This is a genomic window from Sphaerisporangium sp. NBC_01403 (assembly GCF_045040145.1).
GTDB classification, from domain to species: Bacteria; Actinomycetota; Actinomycetes; order Streptosporangiales; family Streptosporangiaceae; genus Sphaerisporangium; species Sphaerisporangium viridialbum.
This window is the reverse complement of record NZ_CP109534.1, coordinates 5,826,581-5,843,417: the sequence shown is the minus strand read 5'-3', so window position 1 is coordinate 5,843,417 and position 16,837 is coordinate 5,826,581. Positions and strand designations below refer to the sequence as shown.

Sequence of the window (16,837 nt, the reverse complement as noted above, 5' to 3'; positions counted from 1 at the left end):
GTTGTTCTATATAGCAATACTGCATTCTATGTAACGGAATAGGAGGCGTGGTGGAGGTACGGCACGCGACCGCACCGGACCAGGTGCCGGGCATGACGACCGACCGGCTCAGGAGCCGTTTCCTGGCGGAGGAGCTCTTCGTTCCCGGAGAGGTCCGCCTGGTGTACTCCCACGAGGACCGCATCGTGATCGGGGGAGCGGTCGCCGGTGACGCGCCGCTGGAGCTTCCGTGCCCCGGCCCGCTCCGGGCCGGGTACTTCCTCGAACGCCGGGAGCTCGGCGTGGTCAACGTGGGCGCCCCCGGCACGGTCACCGTCGACGGCACGGCGTACGAGCTGGGCGCCAAGGAGTGCCTGTACGTCGGCAGGGGAGCGCGTGAGGTGTCGTTCACCGGCGGCGCGTTCTACCTGGTCTCCACCCCCGCGCACGCCTCCCTTCCGACGGTCAAGGCGGGCCTCGAGGACGCGGACCCCGTGCGGCTCGGCTCGCAGGAGGGGTCGAACGACCGCACGATCAACAAGTACATCCACGCCAAGGGCATCCAGAGCTGCCAGCTCGTGCTCGGCGTCACCGTGCTGGAACCCGGCAGCATGTGGAACACCATGCCGTGCCACACCCACGAGCGGCGCACCGAGGTCTACCTCTACTTCGACCTCCCAGAGGACGGACGGGTGGTCCACCTCATGGGCGAGCCGGACCAGACGCGCAACCTGATCGTGGCCGACCGCCAGGCCGTGATCTCGCCCTCCTGGTCGGTGCACTGCGGCTTCGGCACCCGCAGCTACGCCTTCGTCTGGGCGATGGGCGGCGAGAACCAGGCCTACGACGACATGGAGCAGGTCGCGATCGGCGCGATGCGGTGATGTTCTCCCTCGAAGGCCGGACGGCGCTGGTCACCGGCACCCGCACCGGCATCGGCCGCGCGGTCGCGGCCGGCCTCGCGAGGGCGGGGGCCGACGTGGTCCTGCACGGCCATCGCGACGACCTGGAAGGGGTGGAGGCCGAGGTCCGCAAGGCGGGCAGGGAGGCCTGGCGATGGGTCCTCGACCTGTCGGACCTCGCCGGGCTTCCCCGGGCGGCCGAGGAGCTCCTCGCGCGGCACCGCGTGGACATCCTGGTCAACAACGCCGGCATCATCCGCAGGGCGCCCGCGGCCGAGCACACCTACGCCGACTGGAAGGCCGTGCTCGACGTCAACCTCGACGCGGCCTTCCTGCTCACCCAGGCCGTCGGCCGTTCCATGCTGGGCCGCGGCTCCGGCAAGATCATCATGATCGCGTCGATGCTGTCCTTCCAGGGCGGGATCAACGTGGCCGGGTACACCGCGGCCAAGCACGCCGTCGCGGGCCTCACCCGCGCCCTGGCCTGCGAGTGGGCCGCAGGCGGGGTGCAGGTCAACGCGATCGCCCCGGGCTACATCGCCACCGGCAACACCGAGGCGCTGCGCGAGGACCCCGGCCGCGAGCCGGCGATCAGGGCCAGGATCCCGGCGGGGCGCTGGGGCACGCCCGACGACCTCGTGGGCGCCTCGGTCTTCCTGTCCTCGCGCGCCTCCGACTACGTCAACGGCCACGTGCTGGCCGTCGACGGCGGCTGGCTCGCCAGGTGACGCCACCGGCGCGGACCGTACTACGGGGTGCCTGTTAGTAGGCTCGGGACGTGGTCAGGGAAGGCAGCTCCATCGACAAGGCGCTGGCGGTGCTCGAGGCGATCGCCGAGCACCACCGCGTGACCGACATCGCCGCGGCGACCGGCGTCTCCAAGTCGACCGTTCACCGCATCCTGCAGTCGCTCGTCGAGTGGGGGTTCGCCCGTCCCGACGGCGCCGGAGGGTACGAGCCCGGGCCGCGCATCCTCACCCTGGCGGGCAAGGTCATGAGCCGCTTCGACCCCGCGCGGCAGGCCTCGGCCGCCCTGCGCGCGCTGCACGAGAGCACCGGCTACACCACCCACTTCGGCATCCGCAGCGGCGACGAGGCGGTCTACGTCGACAAGCTGGAGGGCCGCAGGCCCTACCAGATGCCCTCCAGGGTGGGCATGAGCCTGCGCCTGCACAGCACCGCCATCGGCAAGGCGATCCTCGCCGAGCTGACCGACGAGGAGGTCCGCGGCGTCGCCGTGCGCACCGGCCTGCCAAGGCTGACCCCCGCGACCCTGACCGGGGTGGACGAGCTGCTGGCCCACCTCGGCAAGGTGCGGGCACGCGGCTACGCCATGGACGACGAGGAGAACGAGCCCGGCATCCGCTGCGTCGGCGCGGCCGTCTTCGACCACACGGGCCGGGTGCTGGGCGGCATCTCCATCTCCTCCCTCGCCATGGACATGGATCGCGAGGTGCTGGAGGAGCTGGCCCCCGTGGTCACCTCCGCCGCCCGCGACGTCTCGCTCGCCCTCGGCGCCCCGGCCGCGGCCGTCGCCCGCTGACCCGCCGGGGCGGTCGGAGCCGTCACGCCGAGGCCGTGTCCGACGTCCCCGAAAGCTCTCCGAGCAGCCGCTGGATGTCCTCCGGCGTCGCCACCCGCCCGGTGCCTCCCTGCCCTTCCAGGCTGACCGCCGCGGCGGCCGTGCCCGCCCGTACGGCCTCGCGGAGCGGGTCGCCGGCGGAGAGCCTGGCCGCGACCGTGCCGGCGAAGGCGTCGCCCGCCCCGGTCTGGTCCACGATCAGCCCCGCGGGCACGGCGGGGATCTCCACGGGCGGCCCGCCGTCCCGGTCGCCGAGCAGCACGCCGTCCGCCCCCCGCGTGACGGCCACGGCACCCGCGCCGAGCCCCAGGCACGCCCGTACGGCCTCGGCGGGGTCGCCGGTACCGAGGAGCGGGAGGCTGTCGCCGGGGCACGAGGGGGTGACCAGGGCGGCGTACGGGGCGATCTCCGCCAGCACGCCGGCCGCGGCCTCGGCGCCGGTCAGCCGCGACCGGTAGTTCGGGTCGTAGACGACCTTGCCCCCCGCCTCGCGCACGACCTCGGCGGCGTGGAGCACCGCGTGGGCGCAGGAGGCCGACAGGGCGGCGGTGACGCCGCTGACGAGCAGCACGGAGGTCTGCGCCAGGGGTGCCGCCGAGACGTCCGACGGGCCCATCCTGGAGGCCGCGCTGCACGCCCGCATGTAGCCGAAGGCGCGCTCCCCGCTCGGGTCGGCGCCGACGGCGTAGGCGCCGGTGGAGCCGGGGCCCCTGCGCATCCAGCGGGTGTCGACGCCGTGGGCGGCGGCGAAGCGGATCAGCCGCTCCCCGAACTCGTCCTCTCCGACCAGCGTCACCAGGGCGACGTGCGCGCCGGTCGCCGCCGCCGCGACGGCCGCGTTCAGCGCGTCACCGGAGAAGGACAGGTGAAAGGTGTCCGCCTCGGTCAGGGGAGCGGACGCCGAGAACTCGACCAGCGGCTCACCGATCACCATCACGTCCACGACGAACTCCTTCTTGGTTCATGTAGTGGAATTTGGTTTCATGTGATGCAACAGATGCCGAATCGGAGGACATCATGCCAAACATCACCGTGGAAATGCTGTCGGGGCGGACCATGGACCAGCGCCGCGACTTCGTGGCCGCCGTGACGGAAGCCGCCGTCGACATCCTCAAGGCGCGCAAGGAGTCCGTCCGCATCGTCTTCTGGGAGATCGAGAAGTCCGACGTGGCCAACGGCGGCACCATGGAGTCCGATAAGTAACTATAAAAGCCGCTAAATGGGGTGGGGGAGGTGGTCACCTCTCCCACCCCATCCGGGCGAACGGTGCGGGCGCCCAACTACGCGGTCACCGTGGCGCGGTCGGGCGCGGGGTCGGTGCCGAGCGAGTCGACCAGCTCGTCGCGGTCGGGGCGGTTCTCCGGCTTGAGCAGGCCGATGAGCACGTACAGGACCAGGGACGTCACCAGCGGCGCGGCGACCACCAGCGTCTGGTTCGCCGAGGCGATCACCCACTTGACCACGGCCCAGACGCCGAGGCCGGCCGCCCAGGAGACGATCGCCGCCGTGGGGCCGCTGCGCTTGAACCACGGGAGCAGGCCGAGCATCAGCGGGATCGAGATCGGCCCCATCGTGGCCGCCACGACGTCCACGACGATCTTCAGCACCACCCCCTGGCCCTGGGTGGCGATCGCGATCGTCATGCTGACCGCCACGAACAGGAACGTCGTGACCCTGGCCAGCCTGAGCGCGCCCCCGGCCGTCAGCGTCCTGACCCGCCGCACGAAGACGGGCAGGATGTCACGGGTGATCACCGCGGAGATCACGTTGGCGTCCGAGGACACCATCGCCATCGTGTGCGAGAAGAACCCCGCGAGCACCAGGCCGATGAGGCCCGCCGGGAGCAGCTCCTGCGCCAGCCGCACGTAGGACTGGTCGGAGTTGGTGAGTCCCGGCACGATCAGCGGGGCCGCGAACATCGGGATGAACAGGACCAGCGGCCAGAGCAGCCACAGGGCGCTGGACAGCAGCGCGGCCTTCCTGGCCTGCGAGCCGGACGGCGCCCCCATGTAGCGCTGGGCGAGGTTCCACATGCCGCCGTTGTACTCGAACGTCTTGATCAGCAGGAACGCGAAGAAATACGTGGTGGTGTAGGGCCCGGTCAGCGGGTCGCCGTGCCCGGGGGGAAGCTCGCCCCACATGGTCCAGAGCGCTGACACGCCCCCGAGGTGCCCGAGCACGGCCACGAACATGACGACGCCCGCGACGGCCTGGATCACGAACTGCCCGAAGTCGGTCAGCACGTCGGCCCACAGGCCGCCCACCGTCACGTAGATCACGGTTACCGCGCCGGTGATCGCGATGCCGTACTGGATGGGGATGCCGGTGAAGCCCTTGAGCAGCACCGAGATGGCGACCCACTTGGCGGCGATGTCCACGACCTTGAGCAGCGCGCCGCTGTAGGCCATGACCTGCTGGGTGGGCAGGTTGTAGCGCCGGGTCAGGTACTCCAGCGGCGAGACCACGCCGTGCTTGGACCTGAGCCGGTTCCACCGGGCGGCGAACAGGAAGGCCCCGATGCCGACGCCGATGCCGATCGTCATCGCCCACCAGACGTAGACGGTCAGCCCGTAGTCGTAGGCGACGGCCGCGAACGCCACGAACATGACCGCGCTGTAGCCCGACATGTGGTGGGAGATCCCCGAGAGCCACCAGGGGATCCTGCCCCCGGCCGTGAAGTAGTCGATGACCGTCCTGATGCGGTTCTTCGACCACACCCCGATGGCGACCATGACCACGAAGTAGGCGCCCAGCACGGACCAGTCGAGTGCGGACATCAGTCCTCCTTCCAACTTCCCATTGGATGGAGATTCCATTACATGAAACATGATGTCAATACATAGAACACAATCCTGTGAAGGCTCGGCGCGCCCACGCGCGTCAAGGCCACCTCATGCGTACCCTCGGTACCATGGCCACCCGTACGTCGAAAAGCACCCCAAAGGGGTCGGCGAAGCGGTCCACGTCGTCGCGTACGTCCCCCGCCAAGCGGCCGACCGGCACGCGGGCCTCAGGCGCACGGGCGGGCGGCCGCCCGCCCGCCCGCCGCCCGGCATCCGCGCCTCCCGACCCGATCAGCTGGGTCTTCCTGGCGATCGGCAAGCTGTTCATCGGCGTGTGGCTGCTCTTCGCGAACGGCATCGGCACCGCCGCGCGCGCCTTCGGGCAGCAGGCGCGCGAGCTCGACCCGGCCCACCGCCGCGACGGCCTCGGCCTCGCGGTGCTGGGCGGGGCGATCGTCCTCGCCGCGATGACCTGGCGCACCACCCACGGGACGGTCGCGACGGTGGTCGACGCCGTCATGCGCGGCGCCCTCGGGTCCCTGGCCTGGTCGGTGCCCATCCTGCTCGCGCTGGTCGCGTGGCGCCTGCTGAGGCATCCCGACCAGAACGCCGACACCGGGCGCATGATGATCGGCTGGACCGCGCTGCTGGCCGGCCTGCTCGGCATCATCCACGTCGCGCACGCCACGCCGTACCCGTCGGGCCCGGCCAAGACCGACGGCATGGACAAGGTCTCGGCCGCCGGGGGCATGATCGGGTTCATCGTCTCCGCGCCGCCCGCCAGCATCCTGCCGTCGTTCATCACGATCCCGCTGCTCCTGCTGCTCTCGGGGTTCGGGATCCTGGTGATCACCGCCACCCCGGTCCACCGGGTGCCCGAGCGCCTGGCCGAGATCCAGCACATGCTGTTCCAGAAGAGCGGGGGAGAGACCCCGGCCAAGACCGGCGGGCGCGTCAGGCGCCCCCGCAAGCCGCGCGGCTCCTCCTCCGGCACGGGCAAGGATGGCGAGCCCGAGCTCGGCGAGCACATCAAGCCCTACGACACCCCGCTCATCGCCGACGCCCCTGGCAAGGCCTCCGACCACTCCCCGGAGATCGTGCCCGGCCTGGTGGACGAGGACGAGCCGCCGGAGCCGCCGCGCGTCACCGAGCCTCCCCACCCCTCACCGGCGCCGCGCAAGGTCGAGCAGCTCGTGCTCTCGCCGCAGGCCGGCCCGTACGCCCTGCCTGACCTGCAGGTGCTGCGCCCGGGCAGTGCGCCGAAGCCGCAGACCAAGGCGAACACCATCGTCGTCAACGCGCTGAGCAGCGTCCTGGAGCAGTTCACCATCGACGCCCAGGTCATCGGGTTCACCCGGGGCCCGACGGTCACGCGGTACGAGATCGAGCTGGGGCCGGCGGTCAAGGTCGAGAAGGTCACGGCCCTCACCAAGAACATCGCCTATGCCGTTAAATCGGCGGATGTCCGCATCCTGTCCCCGATCCCCGGCAAGTCGGCGATCGGGGTCGAGATCCCCAACACCGACAAGGACCTGGTCAGCCTGGGCGACGTGCTCCGCTCCCAGGTGGCCCAGGCCGACCACCACCCGATGATCGTGGGGCTCGGCAAGGACGTCGAGGGCCGCACGATAGTGGCCAACCTCGCCAAGATGCCCCACCTGCTCATCGCGGGCGCCACCGGCGCGGGCAAGTCGGTGTGCGTCAACGGGCTCATCACCTCGATCCTCATGCGGGCCACGCCCGACGAGGTGCGCATGGTGCTCGTCGACCCCAAGCGGGTCGAGCTGAACACCTACGAGGGCATCCCCCACCTGATCACGCCCATCATCACCAACCCGAAGAAGGCCGCGGAGGCCCTCGAATGGGTCGTCGGCGAGATGGACCGCCGCTATGACGACCTGGCCGCGAGCGGCTTCCGGCACGTGGACGAGTTCAACAAGGCGGTGCGCGCGGGCAAGCTCGTGCCCCCGCCCGGCAGTGAGCGGGTCTACCAGCCGTATCCCTACCTGCTCGTCATCATCGACGAGCTGGCCGACCTGATGATGGTCGCCCCCCGTGACGTCGAGGACTCCATCGTCCGCATCACCCAGCTCGCGCGCGCCGCGGGCATCCACCTGGTCATCGCCACCCAGCGCCCGTCGGTCGACGTCGTGACCGGCCTGATCAAGGCCAACGTGCCCTCCAGGCTGGCGTTCGCGACCTCCTCGCTCGCCGACTCCCGGGTCATCCTCGACCAGCCGGGCGCCGAGAAGCTCGTCGGGCAGGGCGACGCGCTCTTCCTGCCGATGGGCGCCAGCAAGCCCATGCGCCTGCAGAACGCCTTCCTGTCGGAAAAAGAGATCAACGACATCGTCGCCCACTGCAAGGCGCAGATGCAGGTGGAGTACCGCGACGACGTGGCCGCCGTGGCGACGGCCAAGCGCGAGATCGACGAGGACATCGGCGACGACCTCGACCTGCTCGTGCAGGCCGCCGAGCTGATCGTCTCCACGCAGTTCGGCTCCACCTCGATGCTCCAGCGCAAGCTGCGCGTGGGCTTCGCCAAGGCCGGCCGCCTGATGGACCTGCTGGAGAGCAGGAACGTCGTGGGCCCGAGCGAGGGCTCCAAGGCCCGCGAGGTCATAGTGAAACCCGATGATCTGCCCGGTCTGCTCGCCGACTTGCGGGGAGAGTGACCCCTCCGCGACCGTCCCCCTCGATAACTGGTTGAATGTGAATGACTACGCATCGTCGGAATACGGGCGCAGCGCAGGTGCACGGCGAGGGGGACGTATGAGCATTGGAGTGACGCTGGCCGCGGCACGCAACGCGGCAGGCATGACGGTCGCTCAGCTGAGCGGCCGCACGCGGATCAGGGAAACGGTCATATACGCCATAGAGCGAGATGACTTCTCGCTCTGCGGGGGCGACTTCTACGCGAGAGGTCACGTCCGCAACATCGCCAAGACGCTCGGGCTCGATCCCGACGTCATCGTGCACCAGTTCGACGAGGAACACGGTGGTGTGCCGCGTCCGGTGCGCGCCGCGGCGGTCTTCCAGGCCGAGAGCACGATCAAGCTTCGCGACCGCCGCAGCCCCAACTGGTCGACCGCGATGGCGATAGCCCTCGCCATCGTCGCGGTCTTCGGGGTGACCCGGGTGATGAGCGGCTCGGGGGAGCCGCTCGCCACGGGCGCGGACAAGCCGACGCCCACCCCGAAGGGGTCCACCACGGCCAGGCCCTCCACCAACTCCAAGGCGGCCAAGCCGGCGAGCGACCTGGTGACGCTCCAAGTGAAGGCCAACAAACCGTCGTGGGTGGAGGTCAGCGACAGCAAGGGCAAGCAGATGTTCCGCGGCACCATGCCCGCGGGGCAGACGTCCACCTGGAAGACGCACAAGGAGATGCGGGTCACCATCGGCAACGCCGGGGGCGTCGACCTGCAGGTGAACGGCAAGCACGTCGGCGTTCCCGGCAAGGTCGGGCAGCTCGTGCGCAGGTCGTTCGGCCCGGAGGAGCCCGGCTCCAGATGATCCCGGGGCGCGGCCGGGCCTGACCCCGGTCGCCTCCCGGCGGCGCCGCTCGGCATGGGCCGGGGGCGCCGCTCACGGCGGCCGGGGGCGGAAGAACGGGGGGAGTGCGCCAGGCGGTGGCCAACTCCCGATACCGTAGAGCCATCATGTCTTCCCGCCGAACCGCATCGCTGATCACACTGGGCTGCGCGCGCAACGAAGTCGACTCCGAGGAGCTCGCCGCGCGCATGGAGGCCGCCGGGTGGCAGCTCGATGACGACAACCCCGATGTCGTCGTCGTCAACACCTGTGGCTTCATCGACTCGGCGAAGAAGGACTCCATCGACACGCTGCTCGCCGCGTCGGACTCCGGCGCCAAGGTGGTGGCGGCCGGCTGCATGGCCGAGCGCTACGGCAAGGAGCTGGCGGAGGCGCTTCCCGAGGCCTCCGCCGTCATCTCCTTCGACGACTACACCGACATCGGCGCGCGTCTCGACGACGTCCTCGACGGCCGGCCGCTCAAGCCGCACAGCCCACGCGACCGCCGCACGCTGCTGCCCATCAGCCCCGTCGAGCGCTCCACCGGAGCCTCCCACGCCCACATCCCCGGCCACGGCGAGCTGCCCGAGGGCCTCGCGCCCGCGAGCGGCCCGCGCACCCTGCGCAAGCGCCTGTCCGGCGGCCCCGTCGCCTCGCTGAAGCTCGCCTCCGGGTGCGACCGTCGCTGCACCTTCTGCGCCATCCCCGCCTTCCGCGGCGCCTACGTCTCGCGCCGTCCCGACGAGCTGCTGGCCGAGGCCGCCTGGCTCGCCGGTCAGGGCGTCAAGGAGCTGGTGCTCGTCAGCGAGAACTCCACCTCCTACGGCAAGGACCTCGGCGACCTGCGCGCCCTGGAGAAGCTCCTGCCCGAGCTCGCCGCCACCGACGGCATCGAGCGCGTCCGCGTCAGCTACCTCCAGCCGGCCGAGCTCCGCCCCGGCCTCATCGACGTGATCGCGGGCACCGAGGGCATCGCGCCCTACTTCGACCTGTCCTTCCAGCACGCCAGCGGGCCCGTCCTGCGCCGCATGCGCCGCTTCGGCGACCCGCGCCGGTTCCTCGACCTGCTGGAGACGGTCCGCGACCGCGCCCCCGAGGCCGGCGTGCGCTCCAACTTCATCGTCGGCTTCCCGGGGGAGACCGAGGCCGAGTTCGCCGAGCTGGTCGGGTTCCTCGACGAGGCCCGCCTCGACGTCATCGGCGTCTTCGGCTACTCCGACGAGGACGGCACCGAGGCCGCGCGCCTCGGCGCAAAGCTCGACCAGGACACCATCGACGAGCGGGTGGCGGCGCTCACCGAGCTCGCCGAGGAGCTCACCGCCCAGCGCGCCGAGGAGCGCATCGGCACCGAGATCGAGGTGCTCGTCGAGGAGGACCTGGGCGACGGCGGCTACGAGGGCCGTGCCGCCCACCAGGGCCCCGAGGTCGACGGTTCCGTGACCGTCCAGGGCATCGGCCTGCTGCCCGGCCAGATCGTGCGCGCCACGGTCGTCGACGCCGAGGGGGTCGACCTGATCGCCCGCATCAAGGCCGGACCATGACCAACCCGCCGGAGATCGGCACCGAGCCGATGGTGGAGTCCGTGGCTCGGCAGGTCAGCCCGTGGAACATCGCCAACGTGCTGACCGTCCTCCGGCTGGTGGTCGTCCCGTTCTTCGTCGCCTGCTTGTTCGTCGAGGGCGCCGGCTGGCGCACCGCGGCTCTCATCGTCTTCCTGCTCGCCTCCCTCACCGACCAGCTCGACGGCTGGCTGGCCCGGCGGTACGGGCTGATCACCGACTTCGGCAAGATCGCCGATCCCATCGCCGACAAGGCTCTGATCGGCGCGGCCCTGGTCACGCTGTCGGTGCTCGGCGAGCTGCCCTGGTGGATCACCGTCGTGATCGTCGTCAGAGAGATCGGCGTCACCGCCCTGCGTTTCGCGGTGATCCGCCACGGCATCATCCCCGCCAGCTACGGCGGCAAGGTCAAGACCGTGCTGCAGATCGCGGCGATCGCGCTCTACATCTTCCCCGGCGTCCCCGGCCCGTTCAGGTGGGTCACCATGGGGCTCGCCCTGGCCGTCACCGTGGTCACCGGGCTCGACTACGTCATCCGTGCCCTGCGGCTGCGCAAGGTCGCACAGAAGGCGCGCGGCGGATGACCTCGGCCGCCGCCGACGTGCTGTCCCTCCTGGTTCGCGGGAAGGCCACGGTCGCGGTGGCCGAGTCCCTCACGGCCGGGCTCATCGGCGCCACGCTCACCACGCCCAGCGGGGCCTCCGCCGCCTTCCGGGGCGGGGTCATCGCCTACGCCACCGACCTGAAGGCCGCGATCCTCGGCGTCCCAAAAGATCTACTCGATCGGGAGGGTGCGGTCCATCCGGACGTCGCGGCGGCCATGGCGGCCGGCGTGCGCGCGCTCGCGGGCTCCACGTACGGGCTGGCCGTGACCGGGGTCGCCGGGCCGGACGAGCAGGACGGCAAACCGGTCGGCACGGTCCACATCGCCGTGAGCGGCCCTGAGGGCGCCATTTGGCGGCGAGACGCGCTTTTCCCGGGATCTCGGGAAGAGATCCGTGAAAGTACGGTGAGGGAGGGTTTGGATCTCCTGAGAGGTGTGCTGGAGGCGCAAATGGGGGAACATTCCGGATGATTACCGCGTTACGTCACCAGCGAACATGCTCCCCACGGTCTGCCGCCCTGTTGGTCGATGCGGGTACGGTGGAGCTGTGAGTGAGGTTCGTGACCCATCGGTGAGGAGCAGGTCCGGCGTACGCCCGGCAAAGGGGCCGAGCGAACCAATGATGACGGCGAGGAGCATGTACGAAGGGCATTCGAAAAACGGGCGATACGAACCGACCGCGCGGAGCGTCGTGAAGGCGCCTGCGCCCGGGAGGGAGCGACAGATGGTCCTGCTGCGTCAGCTGCTCGGTGACGTGCTGCGGCGGCTGCGGGTGCGGCAGGCACGCACCCTGCGAGAGGTTTCCACCCTGGCACGTGTCTCCCTTGGCTATCTGTCCGAGGTGGAGCGTGGCCAGAAGGAGGCGTCCTCGGAGCTGCTCGCCTCGATTTGCGGTGCCCTCGGTGTGCCGCTCTCACAGGTGCTCCGTGAGGTTTCCGACCAGTTCGCGCTGGCCGAGCTTCAACACGCGCCCGTTCTGGCCGATGCGCCCGAGCACGAGCGTCTTCCTGTCTCCGAGACCGTGTCCAGCACGATCTCGGGCCCCGAGTTCGACGGTTTTCCCGAAGTCAAGGACATGGTCGCCGCGTAGTCTCCGCGGTCGCCGGCTTTCCGTCCTGATGAGCTGGACTGTCACGGGTGTTTGACTCGTGGTGGTCTGTGTTTCGCACGCTGTCCGGTGACCGGGCCCGCTAGCGGGGCTGGCAGGCGGGGCAGTAGAACACCACTCTTTCGTATGGCTGCGCCCCGAGTTCACCGCCGACCATCTTGTTCCCGCAGCGAAGACAGGGCCGCCCGGCCCGGCCGTACGCCCAAAGGCGCCTTCCGGGGCGCTGGTCGCCCGTGGTCAGCGGACCACCCGCGTTGTCCTTGCTCGCGTCCAGCAGCCTGTGGGCGAGCGCCATCATCTTCTCGAGGTTCTCCACCTCTCCGACGCGCCTGAACGGCGACACCCCCGACAGGAACAGCGTCTCGGCCCGCCAGATCGTGCCGATGCCCGCCACGTTGCGCTGATCGAGCAGGGCGTCCCCGATCGTCGCGTCCGGATGGCTCGCGATGTTCCGCGCCGCCCGCTCCACGTGCCCGGAGTCCCAGCCGGGGTCGAGCAGGTCGGGCCCCAGATGGCCGACGACCTGGTGCTCCCGGTCGGTGGGCAGCAGGTCGACCATGCCGAGCTTGGTCCCGACCGCCTGCCACCGCTCGTTGGCGAGGATCAGCCGCACGACGTCGCCCCTCCGGACGTGCGCGCCCACGGGGTGGATCCGCCAGCTTCCGTCCATGCGAAGGTGCGTGTGGACGGTCAGCCCGCCGTCGACCCTCGTGAGCAGGTGCTTCCCGCGTGACACGGTCGTGAGCACCGCGCGGCCCGTGAGGTCCGCCGTGGCGTACCTGGGCACCCTGAAGTCCGACCGGGTGAGCACCCGCCCGTCGAGGGCGGCTCGCAGCCTGGCGGCCGTGCGGTAGACGGCATCGCCCTCGGGCACGGCGCGGTCAGTCCCAGGCGGCCGGGTCGGCCGCGAGCTCCATCACGCGCTCGGGCAGGGCGTCGGCGGCGATCTGGTCCAGGGTGACCTCCTCCAGGATCGCGCGCTCGCTGGCGCGCAGGGCGATCCACACCTGCTGGAGGGAGCGGGCCGCTCCCCGGTAGCCGACGTGCTCAGGTCGCTCGCCACGGACGTTGGCCAGCGGCCCGTCCACGGCGCGGATCACATCGGCCAGTGAGATCTCGGTCGCGGGCCGGGCGAGGACGTAACCACCCTCGGGACCTCGCTGGCCGCGGACCAGACCCGCCCGGCGCATCTGGAGCAAGATGTTCTCCAGGTACTTGGGGGGCATTTCCTGTTCCTTGGCCAGCTCGCCCACCGTGGTGGGGCCGCTGCCGGAGGCGGCCAGCTCGGCGGCGGCTCGAAGGGCGTAGTCGACACGGGCGGAAAGACGCATGTTGTCGATTATCCCGCCTGCTAAACCCTGGTTACGCGCAACCTCACCACAACGGGCAGGTGATCTGAGAAACCCACGCGCGGCACCCGCGCCTCGACCGCCGTCAGACCCCGGCTCACCAGCACGTGATCTATGCGTTTGACCGGATCGTCGGCGGGGGATGTATTGGGATTTCCCAACGCCGTCAGGGGGTCCGAGAGCCCCGCGGCCTCCAGCACGCGCATCTCGGGGTCGGCGGGTGTTGTGTTGAGGTCTCCCGCCAGCAGCACCGGCCGGGGCCCGCTTCCGGCCGGCGTCTCCGTCGTGGGCGTACCGGGCCGGGGCTCCCGCGCGCCCGGCGCCGAGGTTCCGGAGCTCTCCGCGCTCATGCCCGCCGCCAGGTCCCGCGCGATGGCCGCGACCTCGGGCGCCTGGCCGGGCGGAGCCTGGAGGTGGGTGTTGACGATCCCGACCTCCTTCCCGCCGACCTCGACGACGACCGCCTGGGCCTGCGCCCCGGTGGGGTAGTCGTGCCCGCCCAGCGGGTGCGAGGCGATCTGCCTGATCGGCAGGTTGGTGATGATCGCGTCACCCCACAGGCTGTCGGCGGCGGGGGCGAAGTGGTACCGCATGCCGAGCCCCCTGGCGATGCGCGCCAGGTCGTCGTGGCCGCCGTTGAGCAGCCAGCCCCGGTCGACCTCGCTCAGCAGCACCACGTCGGGACGTTCGCTCCTCGCCCAGGCGGCGACCTTGTCCAGGTCGAGGGTGCCCTTCAGCCCGAACCCCATCCGGATGTTGTAGGCGACGAGCGTGAACTCGTCCCCGGTCCTCGCCTGTACGGCCGGAACCGGCTGCCAGGTGAGGGCGGCGACGACCGCCGCCGTGGACAGTGCCGAGATCGCGAAACGGCCCGCTCGGGGCTGCCCGGTGCGATCGGCCGTCCTTCCTCTGCCCGCCAGGAGGGCAGGCACGGTGAGCAGGCCCGCCAGCAGCCCGGGCACCGCGCTGTTGGCGAAGCCCAGGTCGGTGTCATAGGCGGCGTAGTAGAGGAAGACCGAGGCCAGGAACACGAGCATCCCGCCGAGCAGCGCGAGCCCGCTGCGCCGGGGCGACCGGGCTCCGGGCAGCCCGGCCATCCCGAAACAGGCGCCGAGGGCGGGCGCCATGAGCACGGCGAGAGGCAGCGCGGAAGAGACGATCAGGATGACCGAGGTCACCGGCAGCAGGACGATCACGATCCAGCGCTGGCGGGGGGGCCGAGCGGCGAACAGGGCCATCAGGAACTGCGCGCAGACCAGCGCGGCGACGATCAAGGCGGTCTCCCACGGATTCCGCCCGCTGCCTGCGGGATAGTCCGCCAGCCCGACCGTCGTGAGGTATATCCCGTGCAGCACGATGAAGGGGCCGAACGCGAACCACACCCCGGTGGGGGCCACGTCCCCGGCCGTGGGCGCCGGCCGTACCGACCAGGCGAAGGCGGCGCACAGGACGATGACGGCGAGCCAGGGGAGCGGGCCGTCGCGCCACACCAGGTCGAGCTGGCCGAGCGCGAGATGGACGATCGCCGAGACCGCGAGCCCGGCGGCCAGTCCGGCGGGGACGATCGTACGCGGGGCCGTCAGCGCGCAGCCGTACAGGAAGACCAGGCCGAACGAGACGCCCGCGCTCGCGACGTAGAGCTGGGCCGAGCCGCCGTCCGTCGCCTGGAGTAGCAGGCGGTCGGCGGCCAGGAGGATCGCGCCGCCGAGCACGATGAGCCTCGGGGAGACCAGGCGAGAGAGGGGAGCTGCGGCGAGCGGCAGCACGAACCACAGGGCCGCGTACATCCCCATCTGCTCGGGCGGGGTGTCCCCGGCGCGGCCGAAGAGCGTGATGAGCGACGGCAGGAACACCCGCAGCACGTCGGTGAGCAGCAGGATGCCCAGGGCGAGGGCGATCACCGCGACCTGGTGGCCGGTCGGCGTGCCGGGTCTCAGCCTTGACAGGGGGGCGGCGCGCTCGGCCCGGGCCATGGGATCGGCGCTGGAATCGGCGGTGGATTCGGTAGTGGACTCGGCTGCGGGCTCGCCCATGAGGCCTCTCTTCGACTAAGACATGAGTGATCCTCGTGTCTTTGCGGGTCGAAGGCAAGGGCCCGGCAATGAAGAGCGCGGGCCGGCGGCGACGATACCCGGGAGGCAATGCCGGTAAACTAGCAGGAAGCTTTACTGATGAATGGTTGTGTCACACCGCGCCGCGCTTTGTGATGAACCCAACGGGGACCGACGACAAGAAAGCATGCAATGGAGCGACGTCCTGGCGTGCCCAGGTTGCTACGGGAGATCAACGACCGGGCCGCGCTGGAGCTGCTGCTGGCCTCGGGCCCGCTGACCAGGGGACAGATCGGTGACATGACCGGTCTTTCCAAGGTCACCGCGTCCCAGACTCTGTCGAGGCTCGAAGAGCGAGGCCTGGTCGAGGTGGTCGGAGAACAGGCGGGGAACCGGGGGCCCAATGCGGCCCTTTATGGGGTGATTCCATCATCCGCCTATGTGGCCGGCCTCGATGTCGGGCCGGAATCGGTGACCACCGCCATCGCGGATATCAACGGCGAAATCGTGGCAGAGGTGACAGTTTCCACCAATGGGCACGGCGATCCCGTCGCGCTCGTGCACAACGCCGTGGTGAAGGCCTGCCGCTCGGGCAAGGTCGCCCTGTCCCGCCTGAAGGGCATCGTGATCGGCACGCCCGGCGTGGTCGACCCCCGCAGCGGAGACGTGAAGTTCTCCTTCGACCTGCCCGGCTGGCACGAGGGCAGCCACCAGGCCCTGGCCCATGACCTGCGGCGACCCGTCACCATAGAGAACGACGTGAACCTCGCGGCCATCGCCGAGCACTCCGAGGGCGCGGCCAGGGGAGTCGACGACTTCGTCCTGCTCTGGGTGGAGCGCGGCGTCGGCCTCGCCGTCGTCCTCGGCGGCAGGCTGCACCGCGGGCGTTCCGGCAGCGCCGGTGAGATCGGCTACCTGCCGGTGCCGGGGGTGCCGCTGGCCGCCGACGTCAAGGCCGTGCCGGGGCGGATGCCCGCGCTGGCGGGCGGCCTGCAGTCCCTGATCAGTGCCGAGGCGGTGGCCGAGCTGGCCGAGCCGTACGGCTTCGCGGGCGGGTCCGCCGCCGACGCCGTGCGCGCGGCCGTCGAGAGCGGCGACGGGGGTTCGGCGTTCCTCGACGAGCTGGCCCACCGGCTCGCCCTCGGCGTCGCGTCGGTGTGCGTCGTCCTCGACCCGACGCTCGTCGTGCTCAACGGCGAGGTCGGCAGGGCGGGCGGCGGCGCGCTGACCCACCGGGTGGAGGAGGCCGTGGCCGCCATCTGCCCGATCAGGCCGGAGGTCGTCGTCAGCGACGTCAAGGGCCGGCCGGTCCTGCGCGGAGCCATCCTGGCGGCCCTGGACCAGGCCCGTGAGGAGATCTTCGCCTCCTGACGGGCCCGGCCTTCCGGC

Annotated in this window: 16 protein-coding genes; 11 read left to right on the top strand and 5 right to left on the bottom strand. The window is 70.8% G+C overall.

Translation table 11 applies throughout. The annotated features are described in order from the left end of the window. Positions 1-50 precede the first annotated feature (50 nt). Genes kduI through OG589_RS25990 form a run of 3 tightly spaced genes read left to right on the top strand, consistent with a single transcriptional unit; the run spans position 51 to position 2,424 of the window. On the top strand, positions 51-863 hold the full coding sequence (gene kduI / locus OG589_RS26000; protein WP_405140388.1) for a 5-dehydro-4-deoxy-D-glucuronate isomerase: 813 nt from the start codon (positions 51-53) through the stop codon (positions 861-863). Further along, positions 863-1,609, top strand: coding sequence for an SDR family oxidoreductase (locus OG589_RS25995; RefSeq protein ID WP_405140386.1), 747 nt, complete (start codon positions 863-865; stop codon positions 1,607-1,609). The genes kduI and OG589_RS25995 overlap by 1 nt, the downstream gene beginning before the upstream one ends. Before the next feature lie 50 nt (positions 1,610-1,659). Continuing rightward, complete coding sequence (locus OG589_RS25990; RefSeq protein WP_405140384.1) at positions 1,660-2,424, top strand: IclR family transcriptional regulator; 765 nt, start codon at positions 1,660-1,662, stop codon at positions 2,422-2,424. Positions 2,425-2,446: 22 nt separating this feature from the next. Here the strand turns inward: OG589_RS25990 and OG589_RS25985 are convergent, their stop codons facing one another. Continuing rightward, positions 2,447-3,397: a sugar kinase gene (locus OG589_RS25985; protein ID WP_405152125.1), complete on the bottom strand. Its 951-nt coding sequence runs from the start codon at positions 3,395-3,397 to the stop codon at positions 2,447-2,449. Between the two features lie 83 nt (positions 3,398-3,480). Here OG589_RS25985 and OG589_RS25980 point away from each other — a divergent pair, with 83 nt between their 5' ends. After that, complete coding sequence (locus OG589_RS25980) at positions 3,481-3,666, top strand: tautomerase family protein (RefSeq protein ID WP_405140382.1); 186 nt, start codon at positions 3,481-3,483, stop codon at positions 3,664-3,666. A gap of 77 nt (positions 3,667-3,743) precedes the next feature. Here the strand turns inward: OG589_RS25980 and OG589_RS25975 are convergent, their stop codons facing one another. Further along, positions 3,744-5,240 carry a sodium:solute symporter family protein gene (locus OG589_RS25975; RefSeq protein WP_405140381.1) on the bottom strand — a complete coding sequence of 499 codons (1,497 nt, stop codon included), beginning with the start codon at positions 5,238-5,240 and terminating at the stop codon, positions 3,744-3,746. 134 nt (positions 5,241-5,374) lie between these two features. Here OG589_RS25975 and OG589_RS25970 point away from each other — a divergent pair, with 134 nt between their 5' ends. The 6 genes from OG589_RS25970 (at position 5,375) to OG589_RS25945 (ending at position 12,030) form a co-directional block, all read left to right on the top strand. Further along, positions 5,375-7,921: a DNA translocase FtsK 4TM domain-containing protein gene (locus OG589_RS25970; protein ID WP_405140379.1), complete on the top strand. Its 2,547-nt coding sequence runs from the start codon at positions 5,375-5,377 to the stop codon at positions 7,919-7,921. Between the two features lie 97 nt (positions 7,922-8,018). Next, entirely contained in the window at positions 8,019-8,759 is a 741-nt protein-coding gene (locus tag OG589_RS25965) for a helix-turn-helix domain-containing protein (protein ID WP_405140378.1), read from the top strand. A gap of 146 nt (positions 8,760-8,905) precedes the next feature. Further along, positions 8,906-10,318, top strand: a complete 1,413-nt coding sequence (gene rimO, locus OG589_RS25960) for a 30S ribosomal protein S12 methylthiotransferase RimO (RefSeq protein WP_405140376.1) — start codon at positions 8,906-8,908, stop codon at positions 10,316-10,318. Further along, positions 10,315-10,920, top strand: coding sequence for a CDP-diacylglycerol--glycerol-3-phosphate 3-phosphatidyltransferase (gene pgsA, locus OG589_RS25955; protein WP_405140375.1), 606 nt, complete (start codon positions 10,315-10,317; stop codon positions 10,918-10,920). Before rimO ends, pgsA begins: the two co-directional genes overlap by 4 nt. After that, positions 10,917-11,411, top strand: a complete 495-nt coding sequence (locus OG589_RS25950) for a CinA family protein (RefSeq protein ID WP_405140374.1) — start codon at positions 10,917-10,919, stop codon at positions 11,409-11,411. Before pgsA ends, OG589_RS25950 begins: the two co-directional genes overlap by 4 nt. Before the next feature lie 253 nt (positions 11,412-11,664). Next, positions 11,665-12,030, top strand: coding sequence for a helix-turn-helix transcriptional regulator (locus OG589_RS25945; protein WP_363912264.1), 366 nt, complete (start codon positions 11,665-11,667; stop codon positions 12,028-12,030). A 100-nt stretch (positions 12,031-12,130) separates the two neighbouring features. Here the strand turns inward: OG589_RS25945 and OG589_RS25940 are convergent, their stop codons facing one another. Genes OG589_RS25940 through OG589_RS25930 form a run of 3 tightly spaced genes read right to left on the bottom strand, consistent with a single transcriptional unit; the run spans position 12,131 to position 15,430 of the window. Next, complete coding sequence (locus tag OG589_RS25940) at positions 12,131-12,922, bottom strand: DNA-formamidopyrimidine glycosylase family protein (RefSeq protein WP_405140373.1); 792 nt, start codon at positions 12,920-12,922, stop codon at positions 12,131-12,133. 7 nt (positions 12,923-12,929) lie between these two features. Beyond that, on the bottom strand, positions 12,930-13,379 hold the full coding sequence (locus OG589_RS25935) for an RrF2 family transcriptional regulator (protein WP_405140372.1): 450 nt from the start codon (positions 13,377-13,379) through the stop codon (positions 12,930-12,932). Between the two features lie 20 nt (positions 13,380-13,399). Continuing rightward, complete coding sequence (locus OG589_RS25930) at positions 13,400-15,430, bottom strand: endonuclease/exonuclease/phosphatase family protein (RefSeq protein WP_405140370.1); 2,031 nt, start codon at positions 15,428-15,430, stop codon at positions 13,400-13,402. 210 nt (positions 15,431-15,640) lie between these two features. On the opposite strand from OG589_RS25930, the gene OG589_RS25925 reads away from it, so the two are divergent. Beyond that, entirely contained in the window at positions 15,641-16,819 is a 1,179-nt protein-coding gene (locus OG589_RS25925) for an ROK family protein (RefSeq protein WP_405140369.1), read from the top strand. The last annotated feature ends 18 nt before the right edge of the window (positions 16,820-16,837 follow it).